Here is a 20,391-nt window from a genome sequence, read left to right on the forward strand (position 1 = left end):
GCGTGAAGGAACTGTCTAGAGGCGCTTTGACAACGCCGTTACGGGTTCTTTTGTGGACTGCGTAAGAATCCCCCGCCTTCAGGCGGTGGGAGTGTCAAGACTGCGGTCGCCTCCGTCGATAGTCTCGATGGGCCAGATTGAAGTAATCCTGAGTTGGATGCTGAGGAGTAAATCGGTGGGGATTCACAAGCAATGGCTCAAATAGCCCGCTAAAAGGTTCGGATCCCTGCCCTCTGCTGTCTAAGGAAAGAGCATACAATTGAGGAAGACTAGCCCCGTGATGGACACGTGAACATGCTGAAACGAATCAGTCGAAGCTGCCGGCCCCTGCTGGCCATTGCCCTGGCTTTGATCTTGGCCTTGGCCCCCGTCAGTGCCGTCTGGGCGCGCAGTGGTGGTCGCATTGGCGGTGGCTCTTTCCGCTCTCCGACCTTCTCTGCCCCCCGCTCCGTTGGCCCCCGCTCGGCTCCGGTGTACCCCAGCTATGGAGGGGGGTTCGGCTTTCCCCTGGTGGTGCCCTTTTTCTGGGGTGGTGGTGGCGGCCTGCTGACACTGCTGCTGCTCATCGGGGCAGGTAGCTTTCTGGTGCGCAGCCTGCGCTCGGCTGTTTCCGAAGATGGCGACGAGGGGGTTGCTGACCCGCCAGTAACCCTGGCTCAGGTGAAAGTGGGCCTGCTGGCCAGCGCCCGGCAACTGCAAAAAGACATGAACGCCCTGGCTCTGGAAGCGGATACCCAATCGCCGGAAGGGCTGAGCCAACTCCTGCAAGAGGTCACCCTCGGCTTGATGCGCTACAGCGACTACTGGGCCTATGGCCATGCCCAAGCAGAGAAGCTGCCTCTCTCCCGCGCCGAGTCTCTGTTCTACCAAGCCTCTTTGCAAGAGCGCAGCAAGTTTAGCGCCGAAACCCTCAGCAACCGCAACAACCAAATCCAACAGGTTCCCCAAGCGGTCCTTAAACGCGCTGCTGCCGGGATCCCGGATGTCGGCGAGTATCTGGTCGTTACTCTACTAGTTGCGTATCGCGGCAACTTAGGTACACTACCTGTAGTTAAATCTGCGGCGGATCTGCGGCAGTGCCTGCTGCAGTTGGCCTCCATTCCGGCGGAGCGAATTGTGGCGATCGAAGTGCTGTGGACGCCGCAGTTGGAAGGAGACACCCTGTCGGCAGAGGCGCTGTTGACCGAGTACCCGGAAATGCGGCTCCTGTGAGAGCGCTGGAGTGAGGAGACGGCTGCTGTCGGCTAGGGGTCTCGCCGCCAAGGGAGGTTCTATGTCCGGGTTTGATGCTTCGGCAGACAGGAGCCGTCGTTCTCCTTGGGCTGTATTGCGTTACAAGAGTCAAGCAGATTCCCTGCTGGATGAGCTGCTTGAGGATTTGGAGCACAGCCTTGAAGAAGGGCTGGTGGAAGAGTACCCCTATTGGGGCACGCGCCCGCCGCTGCCTTTGCGGCGCTCTTCTATGGCCTCAGGGATCCTACTGGGTTTGGCCTTGGCGGCCACTCTGGTAGCAGGGCTAGCCTTCTGGACGACCCTGCGCCGCCGGGCGGGAGTCTTTTCTCAGGCCAATTCTCCTTGGCTGAGGGATCCTGTGACTGAGGCCTCCGATTCTCCCAACTCGGATTTCCGGCTGGCCCAGGAACAGGAACCATCTCGGCCCCCAGAGGCGGGAGGTAAAACTCCTCGAGATCCCTCTGAGGAAGTTTCGTCTCAGGAGCCACCTAGGATCACCTTAGCCGAGCCAGAGGCGAAAACAACCCCCGTAAGGCCGCCAGCGGCCACCGCTCCTACCCCTGCAGCGGCAACCAGCGCTTCTCCTCCCTCCCTCAGGTCTGCGCCGGTGCGGATCCCGCCTCAACCGCCGCCGCAGATGAAGCTGGTGGGGTTGATCCACGATCCGGGCGATCCCAAGGCTCTGATTCTGATCGACAACGTGGTGCGACAGGTGCCGGTTGGCCAGGCGGTGAAAGCAGAGTGGCGGGTCACCTCCATCAGCCCCTACGGGGTGAGGGTAAGCAATGGCGCTCAAAGCGTCACCTTGCAATTGGGGTTGTCGCAACGGCTCTAGATATCTCTCTTGACATCTGGAGAGGGATCCCTGTGGAAAGTTGGATCAAATCGAAAAAGGGAGAAGGGGCAGATGCAATTTACCAAGCTGGGGCGAATGAGCCGCTGTAGAGTGGGGTTGGGCTTGGCTTTGGGGTACCTCTGTCTTGGTCTGTTCGCTTGTCGCCGTGCGCTCCCCTCCTCTGGCTCTCCATCGGGGATCCCACCGGCCTACGCCCATCGCCCGCAACTGCAGGGCAAGGCGCTGGTGGAGCTAGAGGTGCAAACTGCTGAGGGAGCGGGCAAGGTGATCTTGGAGATTCACGGGGAGGAGGCGCCCCTCACGGCTGGCCAGTTTGTGGATTTGGTGCAGCGGGGCTTTTACAACGGTCTCACCTTCCATCGAGTGGAGAAAAATCCCCAACCTTTTGTGGTGCAAGGAGGGGATCCGCGGGGAGATGGCACCGGTGGCGCTACCGAGCCGGGCAGCAACCGCCTGCGCACCATCCCTTTGGAGATTCAGGTGCGTGGGGAGCCTCACCCCCGCTACAACACCTTGATTGAGGATCCCATCGCCCTGAGCAAGCTGGCCTTGCCCCATCGCTTGGGCGCGGTGGCCATGGCCCGTTCTAGCCCGCTGGATTCGGCCTCTTCCCAGTTTTACATCGCCCTCTCTGCTCTGCCGATCCTGGATGGGCGCTATGCGGTGTTCGGCTATGTCACCAGTGGCATGGAGTGGGTGGAGCGCCTGCAGGTGGGGGATGTGATCCGCTCGGCGCGGGTGCTGGAAGGAGCGGACTTGCTGCAGGTTCCCGGATCTCCAGATTCAACTGCAAACTAGGGACCTCGGCGGCTTATGATGGGCTGCAGCCAGGATTTGCTTGCTTGGCTGCTTTTTCCGCCTTCATTCTGGCCTTTTGCCTGGGGAGAAGAGATTTTCGTGCTCCTGCCCTCCCCGCCAACGGCACCAATCTGCCCGCGCCCCTTCATGTACCAAGATGCCTTTTCTCCCCTAGACGAGCTGCCACCTCACTCGCCGCCGGAGGTAGATGTGGAGCGGATGCTGCAGCAGTTGCAGGATCCGGATCCCCGTTTGCGGATGCAGGCGGCCCGCGCCTTCTGTGAGATCGAAGAGCCCCGTGCCGTGCCGTCCCTGTTGGCTCTGCTCAGGGATCCCTGCCCATTGGTGCGGGTAGGGGCGGCCTATGCCCTAGGTCGAAATTCGGATCCCTGTGAGGTGGAGCTGCTGATCGACAGCTTGCGCCGGGATTGGAATGGCTATGTGCGCAAAGGGTTGGTGTGGGCCCTGGGCAATGCCAAGGATCCGCGGGCCTATCCGGTGTTGCTGGAAGTATTGGCCGGAGATATCACAGCCGTGCGACTGTGGGCGGCCAGCGCCCTCGGACAATTGGCCCAAGCTCAGGTGTTGCCCGGCCCGGCCTTGCAAGAGGTGGCGGCAGCCCTCTGTCGGGGCTTGGCCCACGATCCGGTGGCGGCAGTCCGCGGCAACTGCGCCTGGAGCCTAGGGATCCTAGGGCAACATCTGAAGCCGGCGACGCCCTATACAGCTCTCTATCAAATGCTCACCAAGCAGTTGCTGGCCAGCGCCAGCGGCGACCCTGACTGGGGAGTCCAGGATGATGCGCGACTTGCCCTGCAAAAGCTGGCAGATCCGGATTTGCTGGAAAAACTGGGTAACTTCGACTGACCTGGTCGAGCCCAGGCAGCTCGGCCCCAGAGCAAGCTAGGAGCGACGGCTTCAGCGAACCAGGTCAAGCAGCCAGGCAAAGTAGAAGCGGCTTCGAATGGTTCGGCGTTGTTGCACTTTCCAGCCCCACTCGGCCAGGTGGCCCACCAACGTCGCCTCGCGGTGTTGATAGGCGCGGGTGGTTTTGCTGGGGCCAGGGAAGAACTCCCCTACTTTCTTCAGCAGCGTCAGCCAGGGGGTTTTGGGAGCAAAACTGAAGATCAGGCGAGAGCGGGCCAGGCAAGTTAGGTGGTTGAGCATGCGCAGGGCGTCGGCTTCGGGATAGTGGATCATCACATCCAGGCAGACGACGACATCGTACTCCCCCGTCAGTTCCTCCAAATCCAAAACCTGAAACTGGGGGTTGTCTGTGGATCCCAGCTCCATCTGTTGGCGGCGACGCGCTTCGTTGACCATTTGCTCGGAAATGTCGCTGGCAAACACCTGCGCCCCTCGGGCGGCCAAAGGCAAGCTAAGGCTGCCCACTCCGCAGCCGGCATCGCAAATGCGCAGACCGGAGGGATCCCCCAGCCATTGCAACACCGTCTCGACTGTGCGGGCATGGCCCAGTCGAATATCTTTCTGGACAAAATTGACTTCCTCGTTGCCGTAGATGCGCCGCCAGCGCTCGAAACCGACGGTGTTGAAGTAATTGCGGACAATGGCTTTTTCTTGCATAGAACTTCCAGCTACACGACCTCCTCAGGGGCCTTCCTTGCCGATGCGGATACATTCTACCCCGAAGCCGCTGCCGCCACTCCCAGCGCCTGTCCCATGGCTGTATTAGAATTAACTTGCCTTCACTGGAATAAAACTCAATGACGGAAGCTGAGATTGCCCAGGCGTTGCAGGCTCGCTTGGCCGTCCCTGTCAAGATCGCCGTCAAGCGTCGCCAGGCTCACCTGCACGTTCTCCTCAACCGCTCCCCGCAAACCCAGCTCGACTATCCCCATCTCACCCAACAGGTGCGAGCCGCGCTGGAGGCGTTGGGCCTATCCGGCCTGGAGCAGGTGACGGTCTATGGGCGAGCGTCAGGACATTCCGAATACGAGTGGCAGCAAACCCAGCCGCTGCGGGATCCTCTCTTGAGCGCTGAGGAGACCACGCTCGTGCTGGAAAAGCAAGGCAACCGGCTGCTGCAGGATCTAACGCTGGTTGCTCCCGATTCCGCCGGCCCCCAGCCTGAGCCCAAAGAAAAGGGTCCCGGCCAAAAAGCTGCTGGCAAAGGCGGATCCCCTATTGCCTGGCTGTGGCCGGCAGGAGCAGTGCTGATGGTCGGGATGGCGGTGGCGGTTTTGCTTCTTTTCTTTCTCTAGAAAGCAGTCTGGCTGGGGATCAGGCCGGCTGTGGCGAAGGCCGGGATCCAGACGGGGCCGAGCGAGTCAATGCCGCCCTCTGCAGGGCATCCTGCAGCATCCGCTCCACCAGCTCCGTAAACGTCCAGCCCAGAGCTGCCGCCGCCTCTGGGCAAAGCGAAGTGGGGGTCATCCCGGGCAGGGTGTTCACCTCCAGCACCCAAGGGTTCTCGTCGGCATCCACCCGCAGATCCACCCGCGCCAGACCTTCACATCCCAACACCCGATAGGCCCTTAGCCCTGCCGCCTCGCAGCGGGCCAGCCCTGCCGCGCTGAGGGAACAGGGGATCAAATGCCGTGAGCCGCCGGGGGCGTACTTGGCTTCGTAATCGTAAAAATCTCCCTGGGCAGGGATGATCTCAATGGCCGGGAGAACCTGGCCTGAGAGAATGGAGAGGGTGATCTCCTTGCCGGGAATGTAGCGCTCCAGGAAGACCCGCGAGGAGACCGAGCTGGCCAACGCCAGCCCCTGAGCCAACGACACCTCATCCCGCGCAAGGCTAATCCCCACCGTCGAGCCGCTGTTGCTGGGCTTCACCACCAGCGGGGATCCCAAACGCGCCACACACTCGGCCCAGGAGAGCGGCTGCGCTTCATCCCAGACCAGCCACTCAGGAGTGGGAATCCCTTCGGCCCGAAAGATCTGCTTGGAGACCAGCTTGTCCATGGCCAGAGCGCTGGCCAACGGCCCGGATCCCTGATAGGGCAAGCCCAGCCACTCCAGCATCCCCTGCACCACCCCATCCTCACCGCCGGGGCCATGCAGGGCAATCCAGACGAAGTCGCAGCCTGCCTGCCGTTCCTGCCAAAGGCGCAGCGGCAGATCCTCCTCGGGGTCGATCAACTTCGCCCGATGCCCCAGATCCTCCAGCGCCCGCTTACAGGCTTTGCCCGTTACCAAAGAAACCTGACGTTCTGCCGAACGACCCCCTGCCAAGATAACAATGTTCATGGCTTAACCCCAAAGCACTCCCCACTCCCAGCAACCGGCACCAGGATAGCCGCATTCCCTCACTCTAACCTACGAAGGAGGACGGCGGCGGCGCAAAAACTCGGGAATGTCCAAGCCCCCGGATGCAGGGGGCTCAGGCTCAGGGGGCTGTCGAGGCGGTGGCTCAGAGCCAGAGGCAGTGGTCCTACGCGTCCCCACCCCCCCCTTGTTGGCGACCGAGGCTTTGGATCCAGAAGCGGCAGCCGACCGCGATCCGTCAAAACCGGTGGCGATGACGGTGATGCGCACCTCCCCTTGCATGCGCTCGTCCTGGACGGTGCCGAAGATGATGTTGGCTTCTGGATCCACTGCCTCAGCGATAATCTCAGCGGCTACCGTGACCTCGTGCAACGACAGATCCAGCCCGCCGGTGATGTTGAAGAGCACGCCCTTGGCCCCTTCGATGGAAGTTTCCAAAAGGGGAGAGGAGACGGCGGTAATGGCAGCTTCGCGGGCGCGGGACTTGCCGGATCCCATGCCAATGCCCATCAAGGCAGTGCCGGCATCGGCCATCACGCTGCGCACGTCGGCAAAATCCACGTTGATCATGCCGGGGATGAGGATGATATCCGAAATGCCCTGCACCCCCTGACGCAAGACATCGTCCGCGACGCGAAAAGCCTCGTGCACAGGAGTTTGCTCAGAGATCACCGAGAGCAGCTTGTCGTTGGGGATCACGATCAGGGTATCGACCGCCTCCTGCAGCGCTTGGATCCCTTCTTCGGCCTGCTTGGTGCGCCGCTTGCCCTCAAAGGAAAAAGGCCGCGTCACCACCCCCACCGTCAGGGCACCGCTGGCCTTGGCAATCTGGGCGACGATAGGGGCTCCACCGGTGCCCGTGCCCCCTCCCATGCCGGCGGCAATAAAGACCAAATCTGCCCCTTTGAGAGCCGCTGCAATTTCTTCGCTGGACTCTTCGGCGGCTTTCTGACCAATGGCCGGGTTGCCGCCTGCCCCCAGCCCGCGGGTTAACTTTTGCCCGATTTGCAGGCGGTTCACCGTTGATGTCGAGCACTGCGCAAGGGCCTGAGCATCCGTGTTGATACTCCAAAACTCAACACCCTTGAGGTTGCTGGCCGCCATCCGACTGACCGCGTTGCCACCTCCACCCCCCACGCCCACCACCTTAATTTTCGCGGCATTGCTCAGCATGTTCTCCTCTGGATGAGCCGCTGCCTTGGTCTGGGCTCCGTTTCTTTCATACTCGACCTGAGAGTCCTCCCCCGTGTAGCGCTCACTCCAATGGGAAGGCGTTGACTGAGTTTGCTCCAAGCCTTGCCCAGGACTGGGAGGATGGAAGTCTGACCAATGGTTAGATGGCATGTCAGCCCTCAAGATAGCTTAATTCTGGCAAATATCGAACATGCTAGCTGATTTAATATAAGGCAACTCTCTTCAGATGCCAACGGTGAAGACGTTTGCGGATCTTCTAGCTAGGCGGATGCGGCCCCCAAAAAGAGCCTCATCCGGATAATCTGGGCGCTTTCATGTTTCGTACTTTGCCTATGAATCTTCTCTCGCAGTTAAGCTTCCTCTTTTGTACAAGCGAGGTTCCTATCGAAGGGTACGTATTCCCGAACACCTAGTAGATAGAGCCCAAATTAGGACGAACTGTTGCCCCCAGCGCGCTTCGGTCGGAGCTGAGCTTGCGCTTGCCTAAAAGCTAACTTTGCGTTTTCTTTTCGGAGTATTCGAGAATACTCACCCCTCCCAATTCGAGCCTGGCAGACCAACCGCCAATTTTTGCCGATTTTTAATGCTGAGGTTTGGGTATTCTGCAAACTACCCCACGGCTAAAGCCGAAGGCTTCTGCGCCGAAAGAGCCGGTGGGGGGGTGCCGTCGGGGATCCGCGCCATGGGCTTAGAGCGGCTGCAAATGGATCTCGGCGTTCAGCCGCTGGCACAGGGATCCCCCTGATCCTGCGCCGTCGTCCTGCTGGCCAGGGCCTCTACCACTTCGTCGGAGTTGGCAGTCAGCACCACAACGGGGCGCTCGCAGGCGAGAGGGAAAGCGTGCCAGGTGCCGCGGTGCAGCAGCAGCCCGTGCCCAGGGGGGAAGCGCAGGGCTTGCACTTTGTCTAGGTCGGGGAGGGTTTTGGGGGGAGCCATGACCATGATGAATGGCTCCTGTCCCAAGGCTATAAACACATACGCAGGTGGCGCTCCGGCAGAGCACGGCCGGGTAGCCGGGCAGGATCTTGGCGGTGCGGATGACGGCTTTGCCGGTGTACCAGCAGTCGATCCTAGTTTTTTTCGGGGCAGCCGAAGAAAGGGAGGAGCAGGCAACGGTTTTCTCACCCCAGTCTGAGTCTCTGCGGGCCTTATTCTGGTGAGCTGGGCGAGTTAAACTGCCTCTCGATGATGTGGCAAATTTGCCTGGCAGCGGTGCCGTCGCCGAAGGGGTTTTGAGCCTGGGCCATGCGGGCGTAGGCCTGGGGATCCGTGAGCAATTCTCGGGCCGCCTCCAGGATCTTTTCGGGATGGGCGCCCACCAGGCGGGCGGTGCCGGCAGCAATCGCCTCAGGGCGCTCGGTGGTCTGCCGCAGCACCAGCACCGGTTTGCCCAAAGCTGGCGCCTCTTCTTGAATGCCGCCGGAATCGCTGAGGATGAGAGTGCAGCGCTGCATGGCGCTGACCCAGCAGGGATAGTCCAAGGGCTCGGTAAGAAAAACTCGCTCCCGGGATCCCAACAGGGCCTGCAGGGGCTCTCGCACCGCGGGGTTGGGGTGGAGAGGCAAGAGGAGGGCCGTGTCGGGGAACTCCGCCAAAATCTGCAGCAGAGCCTGGCCGATGGCTATTAAGGGATCCCCCCAGTTTTCCCGCCGGTGCACAGTAACCAACAAAACCCGATAGCGCCCCCAGTCCAAGCCAGGGATGGGGCAGGGGATCCCAAGCGCAGCTACCTGTAGCAGGGCATCGATGACGGTGTTGCCCGTGCAATAGATAGAGCCGATCACGCGGCTTTGCTTCAGGTTATCCACCGCTTGCGGCGTGGGAGCAAAGTGCAGGCTGGCCAACTGAGAAATGAGACGGCGATTGGCCTCTTCGGGAAAAGGGTGGTAGAGATCGTCGGTGCGCAGGCCGGCTTCCACATGGCCTACTGGAATGCGTTGGTAAAAAGCAGCCAGGGCAGCGGCAAAGGCGGTGGTGGTATCGCCCTGCACCAAAACCAGTTGGGGCCGCTGCGCCTGCAAGTAGGGTTCTAGACCCCGCAGGGTGGCTTCGGTGATGTCGGTCAGGCTTTGGCGGGGACGCATGATCTCCAGATCCCGATCCGCCCGTAGGCCGAAGAGCCGCATCACCTGATCCACCATCTCCCGGTGTTGCCCTGTCAGGATCACCTCGGTGCGCAGGTGGGGACTGGCCCGCAGGGCCTGGATTACCGGAGCCAGCTTAATGGCTTCGGGCCGCGTGCCCAAGATCACAGAAACCAGAGGAAGGGAGGTCATAGGCTCAAGGGCATCGGCGCCTGGGGGAAGCGAGCAACTCTGGCCCCGCTCCAGACAGATCGGCCGTCAAATCGGGTTTTGGAAAGGCCCTGACTGGGATCGGAGGCTCCCGCCTGCCTGGTTCTCAAGTTACGGCAGCACAGCCTCTGTAGATGGGGATGTTTCCGGGGCCAACTATAGGCAAAGAGAAACCAGCAGAGGGCGCTCCCCCCGATCTTAACCCCCGATTGCTCTACCTTTTGCTTCGCCGAAGCCAGCCCTGGGCAGGGATCCGGCAAAAAACATCAAAACCAAACAGCGCTGCTCGCTCCCTGCCCACCTCGCCCAAGTGGGCCCAGAGGCTGCCGGGCCGGGGACAGTTACCAGGGCCTCTAGATCCAGCCAAAAGCCTGGAGAGACAGGAATCCGTATCCGCCCTCTTCTACTGCCCTCCAATAGCTTGCCGAGGGCTATGGCTCGCCGAAACAAATTGCGCAGGGGCGGAGAGACTCTTAGCGGCGTTTGATCCGTGGGTATCTTGCATGTCGTTCGATGGTTGCCTCAGAGGGGCTGAGAGCCCAAAGCTGACCCCGAGCCTATATCCAGCCCATCTCATCACAAACGAGGGTAAACACCGTTGCACAACTGGCCACTAGCAGCGATATAAAGGGCGGCTGGCCATGAGCCATGCAAACAGCCGCTGCCAGCGAAGCGCCCACAGCAGCAGAAAAAGTGCGACCTGCCCAGTTGCCTTTGGAGGGTTTGTCAGAGGGATTAAATTTGTTAAACATTTTGACGCAAGCAATGGGGTACAAAAGGGATGATTCACAAGGATTTCGCCTCAGGCTATCACTCTCAGATGAAATTTCGGCGGGATTCAGGACTATTCTCAATACTTCTTCGCTTAGGCTTCAATCTTTCGTAAAATTGCGCTAAGGTATTCGTAGTCGTCCCGCAACAGCGAGCTCAACTGCCGCCCTGCTTGCACCAACCAGTGGCGATCCCGGTTCAAGATTCGGTAAGTCTGACGGATGACAGCGGCCACCAACTCGTCGCTGGGGATCCCGTTGACACGCAGCAGGGTGCGCAAAAACTCAAAAGAGCGGCAAAACTCCCTTACCTCGCTTTCAGAGCAGGGGTAAACTGGCTGGTGGATCTGGGGCGGACGCGGCGGCAGATACTGATAAACCCGCCCCCCGCCAACGAAGCCGACAATGGCAGCGCGGAAATCGCTGCGCAACATGGCGAAAATCTGGGGTTGCTGCTCCCGCAGTTCCCGGGGGGAGAGGCCCAAGGCCCTGGGACGGTGAACGGTGTCGATGGGAGTGATGGCGGCATAGCAGACCACTCCATAGATCCAGTTGCCGGTCTCCTCGTCTTGCGAGCGGATCCAACTGCCGAGGGCGGGCAGGGGCGGGAAGCTCAGGCGTTCTGGCTCTAGGCACTGGGCCACAAGGGTGGTGGTGTTGGCCTCCACCACTTCTCCCAGGGCAGAGGGGGGTGGGGAGATGGCTTGGGATCGCATCCTTCCTCCGCTTTCTCAAGGCCAATGGCTGGGAGGTCGCTCTGGGGTCGCGGACAGAGGGGGCAAGCGGGAATGGAGGCAGGGCCGCTGCTCAGCTCTCCAAGGGCAGCCCAGAGCCAGGTGAGGAGGGGGGCAGCGGGGGTTCTTCTGCCGGCTCTGTCTGTTGGTAGCGGGCCTGGGCCCGTTGCAAGGCTTCCCGCACCACCGCAAAGCCAGTGCCTCCAGCGCTGAGCCGCGCGGCCACCACCTGGCGGGGATCGATGGCCGCAAAGATATCCTCCTCAAAGGCTCGATGAAAGCTTTTCCACCGCTCCAGGGGCAGATCTTTGAGCAGAATTCCCTCTGCCACACAGGTACGCACGATCTGACCCACCAGATCGTGGGCGGCGCGAAAGGGGATCCCTTTTCGCACCAGATAGTCGGCCACGTCGGTGGCGTTGGAGAAGTCTTCCTGCACCGCGGCCTCCATGCGTTGGGTTTGGAATTGGATCCCTTCCCGCAGCAGGATGGTCATCGCCTCCAAGCAAGCCTTCACAGTATCGACGGTATCGAAGAGCCCCTCTTTGTCCTCTTGCAAATCTTTGTTGTAGGCCAGGGGTAGCCCCTTCAAGGTGACCAGCAGAGCTTGGAGATGGCCGAACACCCGCCCTGTCTTGCCCCGCACCAATTCCAGCACATCGGGATTCTTCTTCTGGGGCATGAGGCTGGAGCCCGTGGCACAGGCATCGGTGAGGGCGACAAAGCCAAACTCCTGGGTGGCCCAGAGGATGAGCTCTTCCGAGAGACGGCTGAGATGCACCAAGATCAGGCTGGCGGCAGCGTGGAACTCCACCAGGTAGTCCCGGTCGCTGACGGCGTCTAGGCTGTTGGCACTGATGCGCTCAAAGCCCAGCAGATGAGCAACCAGTTGCCGGTCGATGGGCAAGGAAGTGCCGGCCAAGGCCCCGGAGCCCAGGGGACAGACGTTGACCTCTTCCCGCACCCGTCCCAACCGTTGCCAGTCCCGCCAGAGCATTTCTTCATAGGCCAAAAGGTGGTGGGCCAAGCTGATGGGCTGGGCCCGCTGCAGGTGGGTGTAGCCGGGCAGGATTGTCTCCACATGCTGGCTGGCCAAGTCCAACAAAACCCCCCGCAGCTCCCAGAGAGCCTGCCGGATGGTGTCGATTTCATCCCGCAGGTAGAGGCGCAGGTCGGTGGCCACTTGGTCGTTGCGGGAGCGCCCCGTGTGCAGTTTTTTGCCCACTTCCCCCACCAAGGCCACCAGACGGCGCTCGACGGCGTAGTGGACATCTTCCGCCTCAGGGTCAGGCTGGAAGATGCCCTCGGCAACTTCCTTCTCGATCTGCTCCAGCCCCTGCCGAATTTGCTCTGCCTCTTCGCGGCTCAAGATGCCGCAGGCCCCCAGCATCTGCACATGGGCCAGGGATCCGGCCACATCGTAGGGCAAAAGGCGAATGTCGAAGCCAATGCTGGCGTTGAAGCGGGCAATCCTAGGGTGGAGGGATCCCGCAAAGCGTCCGCTCCAGGGGCGCGGGGTGGAAGGTGCCGTCGGCTTAGCCATGGGCTTGGAACGGGGAGAGAGATGACCACCACAGAAAGACTTGGTTGCAGTTGAGGCGGAAAAGAGCAAGCAAGGCAACGACAGCCAAAACGCCGCCACCTTGGGGCCAGGGAATCCGGGCGCCACCGCCTTTAGTGAGAGCTGGTGATGCTCTTGAGCATGTAGCCTGCCACGATCCCTATCAAAAGGGCCCAAATTTGGCCCGATTCCACGAAGTTGTTCCAGCCCTTGCGGATATCGCCCAGCACGTCCTGCCGGAACACCTGGGCGACGATCGCTTCCGTCTGCAAGGCCGGCGAGGCCGGCAAGTAAACTAAGGAGGGCTCAGAGCCAGAAGCAGTGGAGTGCATGCATGTACCTCAGGCAAAGGTCAACTGGGAAAGCGGGCCGCCACCTAAGTGGCCTCCCTAGCTAGAGGGTACCCTTAGTTTGAACCTTCGTAGCTAGGTTGGCTCAGAATCGGGCAGTACTTTCAACACCACCAGCGTCGTATCGTCCACCGGCTCAGGCCGCAGGGAAATCTCATCCTGAAACAAGAGCCCTGCATCCACTGGCGGCCCTGGGACAACAGGGTGGGATCCCTGGCGGCCCCGGAAGGCGTCCATCTGCTCAAAAAGGTTCTCCAGGATCTCCTCGGGCGACTCGTAGCGACTGGCAGCCCGCTGGATGGCCTCCATCAGACCTGAAGTCTCCAGCCGCTCCCCGCGGGTATTGGCGGCCTCGACATAGCCATCGGTATAATAAACTACAACATCTCCCGGCTGCAGGTGCACGCAGCTTTCCGAGTATTGGCTGTGTTCCTCCAAGCCGATCAGCGCTCCCTCTGTGTCGAGGGGCTGGATGTCGCGGCTGCGGGCCCGCCACCAGAGGGTGGGGTTGTGGGCGGCGTTGCTGAAACAGAGGCGACGGGAGCGGGGATCGTACTCTGAGTAGAACAGGCTGATAAAGCGATTGGAGTTCTCCAGATCGCTGTACATGGCCCGGTTGAGATGTTGGAGAACGCGGGCCGGCGAGTGGCGGTTGAGGGCTTCTGCCCGTACCATGGCGCGGGTCATGCTCATCAACATGCCGGCAGGGACACCTTTGCCCATCACGTCCCCAATTACGATGGCCAGGCGAAAGTCTTCGGATGGCTCAGGGGAAGGGGCCAGGGATCCAACCGGCTCATCGGCGGCGGCCCTAGAGTTTTCCGGTCGCTCGCTGGGGATCTTAATGAAATCGTAGTAATCGCCCCCCACCTTGCTGGCCACACGGCAGCGGGCTGCCAGCCGAATGCCCGGAACCTGGGGGTACTGGCGGGGCAACAGTTGGGTCTGGATGTAGGAGCCGATCTCCATTTCTTTTTCCAGGGCCATTTTGCGGCGCAAGGCCGCCGTCAAGCGCTCGTTCTCGATGGCCACGCCCGCTTGGTCAGCCACCAACCGCAGCAGTTGTTGGCGACGTTCATTCCACTGGTAGCCGGGCTGACGGCTGAAGACGTACAGGCGCCCCTGGACGGAGCTGCGAATCAACAGCGGCGTCCCGAACAGGCGGACATCTGGCCCCAGACTCTGGCGCAGGCGCTCGTCCAAGAGATGTTCCAGGGCTGGGATCTTCACAGACAGGGATCCCTCGGTTTTTAAAATGGGCTCCTGCGCAGACAGAGCTTGGGCGATCTGCTCCATCTCGGCGCGAATCTGCTCGCGGCGGTCGAGGTCCGAACAATGCAGTTGATCTAGCTGGATGGTGCCGTTGGGGTTGAACAACACCAGCGCGCCGCCGTCGGCAGCGGTGAGTTGGCTGGCCACAAAAGCCGTGAGCTCTAGGATCTGGTTCAGGTTGTTGAAGGAGCGCAGGGCAAAGGCCAATCCCCCCAGCAAATACAGCATCGGCTGCTGGTCTGTCCCCAGCTCTGCCACCGGCTCCGGCTTCGGCGGGGCGGGCAAGATGGCCGGTTTCACTTCCGTCAGCTTTCTCTCCTCCGAGGCCGCCTTGGGCGCACCGGCGGGATCCCCATCTGGGCCAGCTTGGGCCGAGCGCAGATCGCCCTGCTCGTCGGTGGGCGGCAGCGACGCAGCCGGAACGTTGGCGGGAAAGGAGTTTCTGTCCGCGCCTTGGGCAAGCAAAGACTCCGTCCAGGACGAACCCGACAGCCCGGCAGGGGGCTGCGCCGGAAAGGCTTTTTGCGGGCCGTACTCATCCATCGGGAACTTAGAGGCAATCCCTTGGAAACATAACGATGCAGTTTAGCAAAAATATCAAAAGCTTTGTCGCAAAAGTTTCAGCCCAATCCCAATAGTCTTCCTTAGGCGCGGCGGCGCTGACGGGATCCCCGGCACAGCTCCTGGTAGAGCTGCTCCAACCGGCTGAGGTTGTGGCTGAGGGTGTAGCGCTCCAGCACCCGCTGGCGGGCTTTCATCCCCAGCAGTTGCGTAAATTCCCGTTGATCCCGCAGCAGGGGCAGCAGCGTTTGCAGCTCCACCGTCACCCGAGCCGGATCCAACAGGATCCCGGCTCCATCGGCCAAAACCTCGCCGTCGGCCCCGACGTCGGTGGCCACCGCCGCCACCCCACAGGCCATCGCCTCCAGCAACGACAAAGAGAGCCCCTCGATTAAAGAGGGCAGGATAAACACGTCGGATCCGCGCAGGATCTCGATGCGCTGCTGCTCGTCGGCAACGTAGCCCAGCCAGTGGATCCCGTGCTGGCGGGTGTAGAAGGGCTTGAGGGTATTGAGCAGCGGCCCATCCCCCACAATGAGCAGGCCGCACTTCTCGCCCATTTGAGCTTGCTTCCAGGCTTTGAGCAAGGCCTCCACATTTTTTTCCGGCGAGATCCGCCCTTGGTAAACGAAGATCCGCTCCAGCCCCAACCGTTGCTTAAGGGTGGAGGGCCCCGGCGAATACTTATCCACGTCGACGCCGTTGGGAATGACCACCACCTGCTCGCGGCTCACCCCTAGCCTGACCAAGATCTGCCGCTGTGTTTCCGAGAAGACGATGGTGCGGTCGTAGTGGGCCAAACAAGGAGCATAGAGCTGGTAGGCCAGGTATTGGGTGCGGGAGGCAATGTTGCGCCGCCGCCGGTCGAAGGCCGGGTGGAAGGTGGCCACCAGCGGCTGGTTGAGCTCCGCACAGATCTCCGGCAAGACAAAGTCGATGGGAGAAATCGTCAGCGAGGCATGCACCAGATCCGGCTGCAACTCCCGCAGCGCCTGGGTGAGCAGCCGCCTGGCGTTGGGAGCTGGGATCGTATAAATCTGCGACTTGTACAGACAGGGCAGGGAGACATCCCGCCCCGCCAGCTCAGCACGCCAACGGCTCCCCGGACGGGATCCCTCTACAGCAGGCGCCTCCAGGCTGGGGGAGGGGCTTTCGTTGGTGAAATGGAAAAAGCTCACCTGATGTCCCCGCTCCAAGAGGCCGTTGGTCACCTCACGGCCATAGGTGACGTTGCCACAGAAAGGTGCCTTCTTGCCTATCCAGGCGATGTGCATGGGCGGATCCCTACGGCGCCAGAACGCTGATCTACAAGGGGATGTGCGATTCCAAAGCCTCTATAAGGGTAGCAGACTCGCATCCCACCTCGGCCCGCTCCTCCCCTCTCAGGGGAGAAACCCAGACCGACAAGGCATTGACAGATACCCAGCCCTACGTCGCAGCTATCCAGCAGAAAAACTTATCTGTGCCCCTCTCTGCCCAGCAGACCCCAGAGGTACAGCCCCGCCGACCCGGTCAGGGCCGCCAGGCCGAGAAACGTCCAGGCAAGGCCGAAATAGGTTTCCGCCACCCCCGCCAAAACCAGCGGCAAACTGAGAGCAATGTTGACCGCATTGTTCTGCAGTCCAAAAACCTTGCCGCGCAGATGTTCGGGGGTCTCCTCCTGGAGCAGGGTTTGCATGGGCACCGCCACCAACGCCCCTCCACAGCCCAGCAGGGCAATCCAAGCCAAGCTGGGAAACAGCTTCCCCTCCGTCCAGGACAAGGCCGCCAAGGACAGACACAGCAACAGGGATCCCAGCCCACTCCAGGCGCGACGGCTCACCTGCCGGCCCGTATGCCCCACCCAAAAGGCCCCAATGGCCATGCCCAGGCCGGCAGCCGCCAGCAACACCCCAAACTGATCTGCCTCCAGCTCCGCCGTCACCTCGGCCATGCGCACCGCCAAGACCGCCAGCGCCGCAAACAGCGAGTAGAGCACCACCATTTGCAGCAGGGCCGCGCGGATCAAGGGCATTTGCCCGATGTATTCCAGGCCCAGCTTGAGATCTTCCCAGAGATGGGGAGCCTCCCAAGGTCTGGGCTCCAGCTTCTCGTGGGGTTGCAACAGCAGCAGCAGGGCTCCCGCCGACAGGTAGGCTCCCCCCACCAACAGCTCTGGCCCCACCTCCCAGCCGGGCAACCACGCACGCCCCCAACGATCCGCCAGCGTTAGCAGCGGCTCGCCGATGGCAAAGCCGGCGATCAGCGAAGCCATCATCGTCGTGGTGTAGAGGGAGTTGGCCGCTAACAGCTCCCGCCTGGGCAGGATCAGGGGCAGAGTGGCCTGTTCGGCAGGGGCAAAAAACTGGGTCAAAACAGACACGGCAAAGCTAATCAACAGCAGCCCGCCAAAGCCCAAAGGGATCCCTGGCCAAAGGTTGCGCCCCGCCGTCAGCCAGAGCAGCGGCGGCAACAGCAGCACCAGGATCCCGCGCACCACGTTGGAGAGCACCAGCACCCCCTTCTTGGGCCAGCGATCCACAAATACCCCCGCCAGGCTGCCCAACAACACCGCCGGCAGCGTAAAAGCCAGCATGATCGCCGCCACCCAGCCGCTGATGGAGGCCCCTTCCGGCTGAAACTGCCTCGAGATCAACCCAATCAGCAGCACCAACAACACCTTGTCGGCCAACTGGGAAAACACCTGCCCTATCCACAGCAGCAGGAAATTGCGTCGGCGCAGCACGGCCAGGAAATTTCTCAGGCCTGGCCCGGCCAGAGCAGCATCCTCCTGCTTCAGCTTCTCGGTTGGGCCGTCGTCTTTGGGATCCTCAGGGAGCGGCTCCGGCAAGGGATTCCCGGACGAACACGCCAGCGAGCCGGAGGGAGGACTTGCCGGCGGCTCAAGTGGGGGGGCCTCCGACTTTAGCACCTCAGTTGAAGGAAATGTGGGAGGAAGATCCCGAAGATGAGGAGTCCGCTGGCAGACCTCCGCCTCCCCTTCCGGCCAATCCCCTCGTCGCTCCAAAGTCATAGTGCCCCGTGTAACCTTTCTCCCTCCCCCGCCTTGGCCCTGACAGGTGCTTTTCATGCCGGCTCGTGCCGCCACTGCTGCTGGACGGAGAGAGGTGCCCTGATCTTAATCTTGGCCCATCCCGCAATCAAACTTGCGCGCCCGTCTCGAGGAGGGGGCGACACCTCCCATCGGTCGCGCCGGCAGGATCTCATCAACCCTCTGCCAAGGACAGGGAGCGCAAGGGATCCGGGATCGACTCGCTGGGGGCCACGAAGCTGCCCTTTTCCACAAAAGTGAGGCGCACCGCCAGCCAACGGATGAAATCCTCATTGGTCGAGACCACTGCCCCCAGCGGCTCCTTTAACTTGTGGCGCAGGGGACGCAGCTCTGGAGCTTCCATGAAAGCCGGCTGGGGCACCCAAAAGAAATCGATGGAGCGATGGTGCTCCTCGTAGTGTCGGCGACGCTCCTCCAGCACTTCCTCCAGAGGTTCAGAGCGCAAAAAAGACAGACTGGCAACAATAAAGTGGTAGGTGGTGGGCTCAGCAGCAGGCATACTCTACGATTAACATGTGAGACTCGAACACCTAGAGGCGCGCTCCTGGCGAAAACACAACTTCTCCTGTCGGCTCTTCACCCAGAGTTGCCAACTTCAGCCTACTGGCAGGATTAGTTGGCAGACTTGAGTAAATGCGGGGCGGGATCGCGGGAGCTACACAGGGTCTGACAGTCTTCCAACTGCCGGGGGACGGGCAGCCGCGCCATCACCTCCTCAGGCGGCATAGACTGCTCTGAAGCCTGCCTGAGGGTGGGCAGAGCTTGAGCTGCCCATTCCTGCGCCCAGAGGGGTGTTGTTGAGGAGGGTTCCCCCTGCTCCAACAGCTCCTGACAGAGCGCGGTCGAGCGCTCCAAGTCGCCGCTGCCCTGATAGGCCATGACCAGGGCTACCCGCGCCAAAGCGCATTCCTCAGGGTTTATCCTGGAACCGTTGCGCTCCTTCTGGCGGGGCGAGCTCTCGTGAATCGAGCAGCAGTAGCAGAAAGACTCAAGGAGGTTGATCGCCTCTAAGTAGCGCTCCTGCTTGAGAGCAGTGATGCCGGCACGAAGGGATCCATACGGAGGGGACATGAGCCTAAGTATAGAAAAGATTCTGACGCCTTGCACTTAAGGGCGTTGATGACCTAGCTTTTTATCCGAGGTTTCGTGTCTGATACTACTATACAGCCTTTGGCCAGGCGACCGCGAATCTCCTTACCCTCTTAAGCTTTTGGCAAGGGCGCTCAACTCTTACGGGCCAAGATATAAGTGCTGACGTAGTGGGTTTCTCGGCGCAACACCTCACAGCCTGCCTGCTGCAGGCGCACCCCCAGGTCGTCGCGGATGTAGTCCCGGTAGTAGGGTTCGTGGAAGGTTTGCACAAAAGCTTCCATCGTCTCCTCCAGCTCGGGCGAGTCCAGCAGTTGCACCGAGTCGCAGATGACAATGGCGCCCCCCGGCTTCACCACCCGGCTCATCTCGTTGATGACATTTTGGCGGGCCGGGCCGGGCAGCTCGTGGAAGAGAAACACGCTGACAACCGCATCAAAGGTGGCGTCGGCGTAGGGCATGGCCTCGGCATTGGCGCGGATGAGCTGGGGCAGCTCCCCGGGCAACTCCTGCAACAGCCGGTTGGCCTTGCGCAGATAGGCAGGGGAAAGATCCAGGCCGTACAACGCCGCTTTGGGCAGGGATCCCCGCAGCAGGCGCAGCGTGCGCCCGGTGCCACAAGCTACGTCGAGGATGTGGGGGTCGGATAGAGCAGGATCGAGACCATCCTTGAGCAGGCGGATCACCCGTCGCCGCATCGCATCTGCCGCGCCACCAAACAGCAGTTCCACCTGCAGGTCGTAGAGCTCAGCCGAGCTGTCGCTCAGGTAACCGTTGGTTTGGTAATGAAAATTTTGCAGGTAGTATTTTGGATAGCCCTCGGTGGAGATGTCTGGAGAAAACTCTTGGTAGCGCCGGCTGTGTACCCGCTGAGTGATCTGCGGCAGATCCAGCCATACCTGCGGGTAGTAGCGGGCAAAGTCCAGCCAGGGGTTATCGAAAAGAAGGGCGTGAGGGTAGTAACCTGCCTCAGCGTCTTGCCAATCGACCTGTAGCAGCCGTTCGTAACGAGCCCGCAACTCTTGCAAAGTAGCTGGGCTGACCTTCACCCGCTCCCGCGGCGGTAGGGGCTTCCCAGAGGAAAAACTTTGCAGCTCCCTGAGCACAGAGAGCATCAGCTCCAAAGCCTGGGTGGAGAGAGCCTTGTGGGCAAAGCCAAAGAGATTTTTGCCCCACTGAAAAGCGCGGTAAGCAGCTTCTCCGACTGGAGATGGGATCGGCAGCGACAGCTCGGAGCTCAACTGTAAGCTCATAACCCTGCAAGGTGCGAATGCTTAATGTTTGTTTACGTTAGATTATAGCAAGGCAGCGATGCGAAACCGGCAAGTTCTGGGCCTTGGGAGAGTCGGCGAAATTGGAGCTGTAAACACTCCACTTCCCTGAGAGGGAGAGTACT

General features: G+C 61.1%; 19 protein-coding genes. 5 read left to right on the forward strand and 14 right to left on the reverse strand.

Features of this window, described 5'->3' with window-relative positions:
* Window positions 1-294: 294 nt before the first annotated feature.
* From ACVWXC_RS08515 to ACVWXC_RS08530, 4 genes are all read left to right on the forward strand, one after another.
* Window positions 295-1,212, forward strand: a complete 918-nt coding sequence (locus ACVWXC_RS08515; protein WP_041438024.1) for a DUF1517 domain-containing protein — start codon at window positions 295-297, stop codon at window positions 1,210-1,212.
* Between the two features lie 61 nt (window positions 1,213-1,273).
* On the forward strand, window positions 1,274-2,068 hold the full coding sequence (locus ACVWXC_RS08520; RefSeq protein WP_011429037.1) for a hypothetical protein: 795 nt from the start codon (window positions 1,274-1,276) through the stop codon (window positions 2,066-2,068).
* 72 nt (window positions 2,069-2,140) lie between these two features.
* The gene (locus ACVWXC_RS08525; RefSeq protein ID WP_457392135.1) at window positions 2,141-2,887 is read left to right on the forward strand and encodes a peptidylprolyl isomerase; all 747 of its coding nucleotides are present in this window, start codon (window positions 2,141-2,143) and stop codon (window positions 2,885-2,887) included.
* Window positions 2,888-3,034: 147 nt separating this feature from the next.
* Complete coding sequence (locus ACVWXC_RS08530) at window positions 3,035-3,754, forward strand: HEAT repeat domain-containing protein (protein WP_011429035.1); 720 nt, start codon at window positions 3,035-3,037, stop codon at window positions 3,752-3,754.
* Window positions 3,755-3,805: 51 nt separating this feature from the next.
* Here the strand turns inward: ACVWXC_RS08530 and bchM are convergent, their stop codons facing one another.
* Window positions 3,806-4,471, reverse strand: coding sequence for a magnesium protoporphyrin IX methyltransferase (gene bchM, locus ACVWXC_RS08535; RefSeq protein ID WP_011429034.1), 666 nt, complete (start codon window positions 4,469-4,471; stop codon window positions 3,806-3,808).
* A gap of 140 nt (window positions 4,472-4,611) precedes the next feature.
* Between bchM and ACVWXC_RS08540 the strand changes: the two genes are divergently transcribed.
* Window positions 4,612-5,109, forward strand: coding sequence for a hypothetical protein (locus ACVWXC_RS08540; RefSeq protein ID WP_041438022.1), 498 nt, complete (start codon window positions 4,612-4,614; stop codon window positions 5,107-5,109).
* Window positions 5,110-5,128: 19 nt separating this feature from the next.
* On the opposite strand, the gene ACVWXC_RS08545 is transcribed toward ACVWXC_RS08540, so the two are convergent.
* From ACVWXC_RS08545 to ACVWXC_RS08605, 13 genes are all read right to left on the reverse strand, one after another.
* Window positions 5,129-6,100: a D-alanine--D-alanine ligase gene (locus tag ACVWXC_RS08545; protein WP_011429032.1), complete on the reverse strand. Its 972-nt coding sequence runs from the start codon at window positions 6,098-6,100 to the stop codon at window positions 5,129-5,131.
* Between the two features lie 69 nt (window positions 6,101-6,169).
* Window positions 6,170-7,291 (reverse strand): cell division protein FtsZ, encoded by a 1,122-nt coding sequence (gene ftsZ, locus ACVWXC_RS08550; RefSeq protein ID WP_011429031.1) that lies wholly within the window; start codon window positions 7,289-7,291, stop codon window positions 6,170-6,172.
* Window positions 7,292-8,029: 738 nt separating this feature from the next.
* On the reverse strand, window positions 8,030-8,254 hold the full coding sequence (locus ACVWXC_RS08555; RefSeq protein ID WP_206336818.1) for an ureidoglycolate lyase: 225 nt from the start codon (window positions 8,252-8,254) through the stop codon (window positions 8,030-8,032).
* Between the two features lie 206 nt (window positions 8,255-8,460).
* On the reverse strand, window positions 8,461-9,588 hold the full coding sequence (wecB, locus tag ACVWXC_RS08560; RefSeq protein WP_011429028.1) for a non-hydrolyzing UDP-N-acetylglucosamine 2-epimerase: 1,128 nt from the start codon (window positions 9,586-9,588) through the stop codon (window positions 8,461-8,463).
* Window positions 9,589-10,471: 883 nt separating this feature from the next.
* Entirely contained in the window at window positions 10,472-11,092 is a 621-nt protein-coding gene (locus tag ACVWXC_RS08565) for a hypothetical protein (protein ID WP_011429026.1), read from the reverse strand.
* A gap of 91 nt (window positions 11,093-11,183) precedes the next feature.
* Entirely contained in the window at window positions 11,184-12,653 is a 1,470-nt protein-coding gene (argH, locus tag ACVWXC_RS08570; RefSeq protein ID WP_011429025.1) for an argininosuccinate lyase, read from the reverse strand.
* Between the two features lie 131 nt (window positions 12,654-12,784).
* Window positions 12,785-13,003: a hypothetical protein gene (locus ACVWXC_RS08575; RefSeq protein WP_099812611.1), complete on the reverse strand. Its 219-nt coding sequence runs from the start codon at window positions 13,001-13,003 to the stop codon at window positions 12,785-12,787.
* 93 nt (window positions 13,004-13,096) lie between these two features.
* Window positions 13,097-14,836: a PP2C family protein-serine/threonine phosphatase gene (locus ACVWXC_RS08580; RefSeq protein ID WP_228375389.1), complete on the reverse strand. Its 1,740-nt coding sequence runs from the start codon at window positions 14,834-14,836 to the stop codon at window positions 13,097-13,099.
* 101 nt (window positions 14,837-14,937) lie between these two features.
* Window positions 14,938-16,128 (reverse strand): glycosyltransferase family 4 protein, encoded by a 1,191-nt coding sequence (locus ACVWXC_RS08585; protein ID WP_011429021.1) that lies wholly within the window; start codon window positions 16,126-16,128, stop codon window positions 14,938-14,940.
* 182 nt (window positions 16,129-16,310) lie between these two features.
* The gene (locus tag ACVWXC_RS08590) at window positions 16,311-17,684 is read right to left on the reverse strand and encodes an MFS transporter (protein WP_240527765.1); all 1,374 of its coding nucleotides are present in this window, start codon (window positions 17,682-17,684) and stop codon (window positions 16,311-16,313) included.
* Window positions 17,685-18,060: 376 nt separating this feature from the next.
* Window positions 18,061-18,405 carry an MgPME-cyclase complex family protein gene (locus ACVWXC_RS08595; protein WP_011429018.1) on the reverse strand — a complete coding sequence of 115 codons (345 nt, stop codon included), beginning with the start codon at window positions 18,403-18,405 and terminating at the stop codon, window positions 18,061-18,063.
* Window positions 18,406-18,518: 113 nt separating this feature from the next.
* Window positions 18,519-18,977 (reverse strand): hypothetical protein, encoded by a 459-nt coding sequence (locus tag ACVWXC_RS08600; protein WP_049749696.1) that lies wholly within the window; start codon window positions 18,975-18,977, stop codon window positions 18,519-18,521.
* A gap of 152 nt (window positions 18,978-19,129) precedes the next feature.
* Window positions 19,130-20,248 carry a class I SAM-dependent methyltransferase gene (locus ACVWXC_RS08605; RefSeq protein WP_011429016.1) on the reverse strand — a complete coding sequence of 373 codons (1,119 nt, stop codon included), beginning with the start codon at window positions 20,246-20,248 and terminating at the stop codon, window positions 19,130-19,132.
* Window positions 20,249-20,391 lie beyond the last annotated feature (143 nt).

This window comes from Thermostichus sp. OS-CIW-20 (genome assembly GCF_054061455.1).